The following is a 6,000-nucleotide window of genomic DNA, read 5'->3' as shown; positions in this document are numbered from 1 at the left end:
ATTTTTTCTAAATTATTCAAACTTGTTTTTAAGTTTGTCTTTTTTTATACGTTTTGATTGATTTTTGTTTCACACTTCCTCCTTATGCATGCATACGTAATAATAAAGCCAATGTGTCACGCATCTTCTCACGTTCCACAATCATATCTACAAAGCCATGATCTTCTAAGAATTCAGCACGCTGGAATCCAACAGGTAGCTTTGTCTTCATAGTACTTTCAATAACTCTAGGTCCTGCAAAACCGACTAAAGCTTCTGGTTCTGCAATATTAATATCACCAAGCATTGCGAATGATGCAGTAACACCACCTGTTGTAGGGTGCGTTAAATAAGAAATATAAAGAAGTCCAGCATCTAAATGACGTTTTAATGCAGCACATGTTTTACCCATCTGCATTAAAGAGAAGATGCCTTCCTGCATTCTTGCACCACCACTTGATGTAAAAACAATCAAAGGTAATTTCTTTCTTGTTGCCATTTCAATTGCACGTGTAATCTTTTCGCCAGCCACACTACCCATAGAAGCCATCATAAAACGGTGATCCATCACAACGACAATCGTACGCATATGATCAATACGACCACCCGCGACAACAACGCCATCATGTAATCCTGTCTTATATTCATACTTCTCAAGTTTTTCTTCATAACCAGGGAATCCTAATGGATTTCCTGATTTCATAGAAGTGTAGTATTCCTTATATTTGCCATGATCAAATAACGCATCTAGACGTGCATAAGCATCAATGAAGAGGTGATGACCACACTGTGGACATACCTGTAAATGATTCTTTAAATCAAGTGTACGAATTGTACTATTACAATTAGGACATGCCTGATATAATCCATCAGGCACTTCCTGTTTCTTGACTTTGTTGTCTTTATTTAAATAACGACGAAAGTCCTGTAACTGTTGTTTTCTTTTCTTCCAGATACTATCCATTTTCACTCACCATCTCATCTAAATGTGTTTCAATAAAGCTTGTATTAAAATGTCCTTTAATATAATCAGGCTGATGTAGGATATAGAACTGTAGTGTCTGGTTAGTCGTAATACCTTCAATCACAAGTTCACTTAAAGCACGTCTCATACGCTTGATTGCTTCTAATCGAGTAGGGGCATGGACAATCACTTTTGCGACCATTGAATCATATTGAGTAGGGAGCGTATAACCTGTATATAACATCGTATCCACTCGAACACCTGGTCCTCCAGGTAAATGCATGAAGTTCACCTGACCAGGACATGGTCTAAAGTTATGGAAGGGATCTTCCGCATTAATACGACATTCAATAGAATGACCCTGTAAAGTAATATCTTCCTGTTTAAAGCTTAAAGGTAAACCTGATGCAATACGAATCTGCTGCTTAATGAGATCAATACCAGTGACCATTTCAGTAATAGGATGTTCAACCTGAATACGCGTATTCATCTCAATAAAGTAATAGTTGTTGTGTTCATCTAAAACAAACTCAACAGTTCCAGCATTGGTATAACCAGCACCCTGTGCAGCTTTGACTGCAGATTCACCCATTTGCAAACGTAAAGATGCATCAAGTACCTTACATGGTGCTTCTTCTATCATCTTCTGATTACGTCTTTGAATAGAACAGTCTCTCTCACCTAAATGAATCACATTGCCATGCTCATCCGCTAAAATCTGGAACTCAATATGCTTAGGATTCAATACAAGTTTCTCTACATACATATCATCATCCCCAAAGCATGCTTTGGCTTCTGCCTTGGCAGTCATAAAGGCATTCTCTAGTTCATCTTCACTAAAGGCCTTACGCATACCACGTCCTCCACCACCAGCACTTGCTTTAATAAGCACAGGATAACCAATCTTATTGACAATTTCTTTTAATTCTTCATATGTATTGACTGAACCATTAGATCCTGGGACGACAGGAACACCTGCTTCAATCATCATTTCTCTTGCCTTAGACTTATTACCTAACGCATCAATAACATCACCCTTAGGACCAATAAACTTCAGTCCACAGGTTTCTACAAGTCTTGTAAAATCACTATTTTCAGATAAAAAACCAAAACCTGGATGAATCGCCTGACATCCTGTCTCAACAGCTACAGTAATAATTGATTCCTTATTTAAATAACTATCAGCACTCTTAGGACCACCGACACATACTGCTTCATCCGCTAACTGTACATGTAATGCATTCTGATCAGCCGTAGAATAAATGGCTACCGTTAAAATATCCATCTCTTTACATGCACGAATAATACGAACAGCGATTTCTCCACGATTCGCAATTAAAATCTTCTTAAACATACTATTCCTCAATGATCATTAAAGTCTGATCAAAGCTGACTAAATCTTCATCCTTCACTAATAGAGAACGGACAGTACCATCTACAGGTGCTTTGATTTCATTCATGACCTTCATGGCTTCAATAATACATAATGTCTGTCCCTTAGTGACTTTTGACCCTTCCTTGACAAAAGGCTGATCATCTGGGGAAGGTGAAGAATAATAAACTCCTACAAGAGGGGCTTTTACTTCAGTACCACTAATAACTGTTTTTTCTTCCTTTACTTCTTGTACAACAACAGGCGCACTTTCACTAGATACAGTGACAGGTGCAGTTACCTGCACCTGTTGACTCTTTTCAAGTTCAAGTTTCACGCCTTCCATTTCAATTTTCATCTTATCGATATCAGCTTGTTCAAAAGCTTCCATCAACTCTCTGACTAAATCCATAGAAAACCTTCTTTCTTTGAAATTCAAACTATTTATTTAAAAAATTAAGCATTTGCTTCTAAGTAATCAACAATGTCCTTTACAGTAGCCATTTTGTTAGCTTCTTCATCAGGAATCTGTACATCGAATTCATCTTCTACAGCCATAATTAATTCAACGGCATCTAATGAATCTGCATCAAGATCATCCTTTAAAGATGCTTCTAATGTCACCTGTTCTTCATCACAGCTAAGTGAATCTACAATAATATCTTTTACCTTATCAAATGTTGTCATGTTTATATCCTCCTTATGACAATACTGTCTTTTTTAATACAATCTTTTCTAATTTAAATGCGATCATGCAGCTGACTGCAATCTTTAGTGCATCACCAAGTAAGAATGGTAATACACAAGTCATTAATGTACTTAGAAGTGCTGCTTTCATTGTATACATGAAGTAAATACTTCCAAGTCCATAAGTAATAGCTGTTCCAATAATCATGGCAAGAATATGTCCCTTAACTGAACGGTTATGAGTAATAATAGTACTCATAACTAATGCCATAATAGGAAAACTGAATAAGAATCCTCCTGCCGGACCTATAAGAGCACCCATACCACTATTGAAATTACTAAATACTGGAAGACCAATAGCTCCCATAATCAAATAACAAAGCACTGTATAGAATGCATGGTTTGGTGTCATAAGACACGCAATGAGATAGATGGCCAGGGTTTGCAATGTGATAGGAACAGCTGTAGGCAATGCCACAGAAATCTGTGATAAACAGATCAGTACTCCTAACATTAATGCGTCTCTGACTAGATTTGAAACATTAGATTTCATATCATTCTCCTTTTCACTACTTGGAATATCAAGCTATTCCTTGACTTGCATTATAGACCTTTGATTTTAAAAATCAAATAAATTAGCAATAAATATGACAAAAGCGCCATAATTGTACAACAAATATACTAGTTTGAAATTAAAACTAATAGAACAAGCACTTACATTTAAGTCAAATATGTTGATAAATGGCATAAAAAAGAGAATAATAGAGATAAGAAAGTGAGGGATATATATGAAAAAGATCACAATGTTTTATTTAGAAGAATGTCCATTTTGTCAGAAGGCAAAAAAAGCGATGGATGAACTTATGACAGAAAACAAAGCATATCAGTCATTGGATATAGAAAAAATTGAAGAAAGTGAAAATGTCGTTTTAGCTGAAAATTATGATTATTATGCAGTTCCTTCTTTATTTATTGGAAAAGAGAAGTGCTTTGAATGTACAATCCAGGATGATTTTGATTCAATCAAGGCAAACTTCAAACGTGTCTTTGATGAGGCTTTAAAATAATGGGGCATTTCTATTTTACACGCCATGGTCAGACAATCTGGAATGTAGAAAATAAGATCTGTGGGGCAACGGACATTGCCTTAACAGAATTAGGACATAAGCAGGCTATAGAACTTGGATATTATATTAAGAAACATCATATCCATATAGATCAAATTCTCTATTCACCACTTAGTCGTGCAAAGGATACTGCCTTACATATATCTGAAGTAACAGGTATACCAGCAAGAGAAGAATTAAGACTTAAGGAACAGAACTTTGGGAAATATGAATCTACACCTAGAGATGGAGAAGAATTCAAGCAGGCAAAGACATGTTTTGTGAACTCTTTTGAAGGAGGAGAAACAATGTTGCATCTTGCTCATCGTATCTATAGTTTATTAGATGATGTGAAGAAGGATGATCAGCATGTTTATCTTTTAGTTGCCCATAATGGTATTTCGCGTATTATTGAATCTTATTTCCATGATATGACTAATGATGATTTTTCTGCCTTTGGTATAAAAAACTGCGAATTAAAGAAGTATGAGTATTAAGAAGTACAACAAGTACTTCTTTTTTTTGTTGAATATGTGACCGATTTCATTATAATAAGATAGTGATGGAGGAATAATAGAATGAGACCAAAAATACACTTTACAGCACCTAGAAACTGGATCAATGATCCTAATGGGCTAACTTATTTTAATGGAGAATATCATATCTTCTACCAGCATTTCCCATATGATACATCATGGGGTACAATGCATTGGGGACATGCAGTCACTAAGGATTTCCAGACATTCAAGCATCTTCCAATCGCTTTATATCCTTCTAAGGATTATGACAGAAACGGAATCTTCTCAGGTTCAGCACTTAACTACAATGGTAAGATGTATTTATATTACACTGCCATTAAGTATGGTATTGAAAATCCTGAATATATCCATAAGCCACTTATTAAAGATGATCTCATTGCATCACAGGCATTATTAATCAGTGAAGATGGTTACCACTTCAACAACAAAGAATCTAAATACAAAGTTGTTGATGTAATTACTGATTCTTCTTTAGGACATGATCAGCATACAAGAGATCCTAAAGTCTGGTTAGGTAAGAATGGACATGTTTATATGATCCTAGGAAGTAAGGTTCCAAATGGGGATGATTTTGATGGAGAAGTATTATTCTACGAAAGTGAAGACGGAATGACATTTACTTATAAGAATAGATTCGTCGATTCTTCAATTGGAAACATGTGGGAATGTCCAGATCTATTTGAATTAGATGGACAGTACTTCTTAGTCTTCTCACCTGAAAACTTAGATGGATATCCACGTCCTAATAGTAATGCGGCTATTATGCCAGTCAACTTTGATGAAGAAACATGTACAATGTCTAAGGCGGGAGACCTTATGTTTATTGACTATGGCTTTGATTTCTATGCTCCTCAGACATTCTTAGATGAAAACAATAAACGTACTATTTTAGGATGGATGAGAATGAAGGAAGTCTTAGAAGGTGAAGAATGGATTGGTTTATTCACAATGCCACGTCATCTTTCTTGTAAAGACGGGCATGTTTATCAGGATGTACATCCATTAATTAAGAATACGTTTGTGCATACAACAGATACTATTGATTTTGATGAACCTTTCTTAATGAAAACAACACTAGAAGACTATGAAACAATCACTTTAGGCGGTGTTAAGATTTCTTATGTTGATGATCAGTTAGTCGTAGATCGTACAGCTGTATCTGTGAATAATGATGAACTATACAATATTCATAAAACACCTGTATTAAATGGTCAGTGTGATTTAGAAATCTATTACGATGAAGGTGTTATCGAAATCTTTGTGAATAATGGTTATTATGTAGTGAGTCAGATTATCTACCATCTACAGGAAGAAGACACACATATCTCAGACTGCACAATCTATACAAGATAA

Annotated in this window: 8 protein-coding genes; 3 read left to right on the top strand and 5 right to left on the bottom strand. The window is 35.5% G+C overall.

The window, feature by feature from the left end:
- Positions 1–82: 82 nt before the first annotated feature.
- From accD to EAI80_RS06430, 5 genes are read right to left on the bottom strand one after another with little or no spacing between them, the layout of a single operon-like run.
- The gene (gene accD, locus EAI80_RS06450; RefSeq protein ID WP_129981385.1) at positions 83–943 is read right to left on the bottom strand and encodes an acetyl-CoA carboxylase, carboxyltransferase subunit beta; all 861 of its coding nucleotides are present in this window, start codon (positions 941–943) and stop codon (positions 83–85) included.
- Positions 936–2,297 (bottom strand): acetyl-CoA carboxylase biotin carboxylase subunit, encoded by a 1,362-nt coding sequence (locus EAI80_RS06445; protein WP_129981384.1) that lies wholly within the window; start codon positions 2,295–2,297, stop codon positions 936–938. The genes accD and EAI80_RS06445 overlap by 8 nt, the downstream gene beginning before the upstream one ends.
- Before the next feature lies 1 nt (position 2,298).
- A complete protein-coding gene (gene accB / locus EAI80_RS06440; RefSeq protein ID WP_129981383.1) occupies positions 2,299–2,727 on the bottom strand; it encodes an acetyl-CoA carboxylase biotin carboxyl carrier protein in 429 nt (142 codons plus the stop codon).
- Positions 2,728–2,771: 44 nt separating this feature from the next.
- Positions 2,772–3,002 carry an acyl carrier protein gene (gene acpP / locus EAI80_RS06435; RefSeq protein WP_006504254.1) on the bottom strand — a complete coding sequence of 77 codons (231 nt, stop codon included), beginning with the start codon at positions 3,000–3,002 and terminating at the stop codon, positions 2,772–2,774.
- A 13-nt stretch (positions 3,003–3,015) separates the two neighbouring features.
- Positions 3,016–3,555 carry a biotin transporter BioY gene (locus EAI80_RS06430; RefSeq protein WP_129981382.1) on the bottom strand — a complete coding sequence of 180 codons (540 nt, stop codon included), beginning with the start codon at positions 3,553–3,555 and terminating at the stop codon, positions 3,016–3,018.
- 235 nt (positions 3,556–3,790) lie between these two features.
- On the opposite strand from EAI80_RS06430, the gene EAI80_RS06425 reads away from it, so the two are divergent.
- The 3 genes from EAI80_RS06425 to EAI80_RS06415 all read left to right on the top strand — a co-directional run bounded on the left by EAI80_RS06425 (position 3,791) and on the right by EAI80_RS06415 (position 6,000).
- Positions 3,791–4,069, top strand: coding sequence for a glutaredoxin domain-containing protein (locus EAI80_RS06425; RefSeq protein WP_129981381.1), 279 nt, complete (start codon positions 3,791–3,793; stop codon positions 4,067–4,069).
- Positions 4,069–4,605: a histidine phosphatase family protein gene (locus tag EAI80_RS06420; protein WP_129981380.1), complete on the top strand. Its 537-nt coding sequence runs from the start codon at positions 4,069–4,071 to the stop codon at positions 4,603–4,605. Before EAI80_RS06425 ends, EAI80_RS06420 begins: the two co-directional genes overlap by 1 nt.
- An 81-nt stretch (positions 4,606–4,686) precedes the next feature.
- Entirely contained in the window at positions 4,687–6,000 is a 1,314-nt protein-coding gene (locus EAI80_RS06415; RefSeq protein WP_129981379.1) for a glycoside hydrolase family 32 protein, read from the top strand.

Source organism: Catenibacterium sp. co_0103 (assembly GCF_004168205.1).
In the GTDB taxonomy this organism is placed as follows: Bacteria; Bacillota_I; Bacilli_A; order Erysipelotrichales; family Coprobacillaceae; genus Catenibacterium; species Catenibacterium mitsuoka_A.
This window is presented reverse-complemented; position numbering and strand designations above follow the sequence as displayed.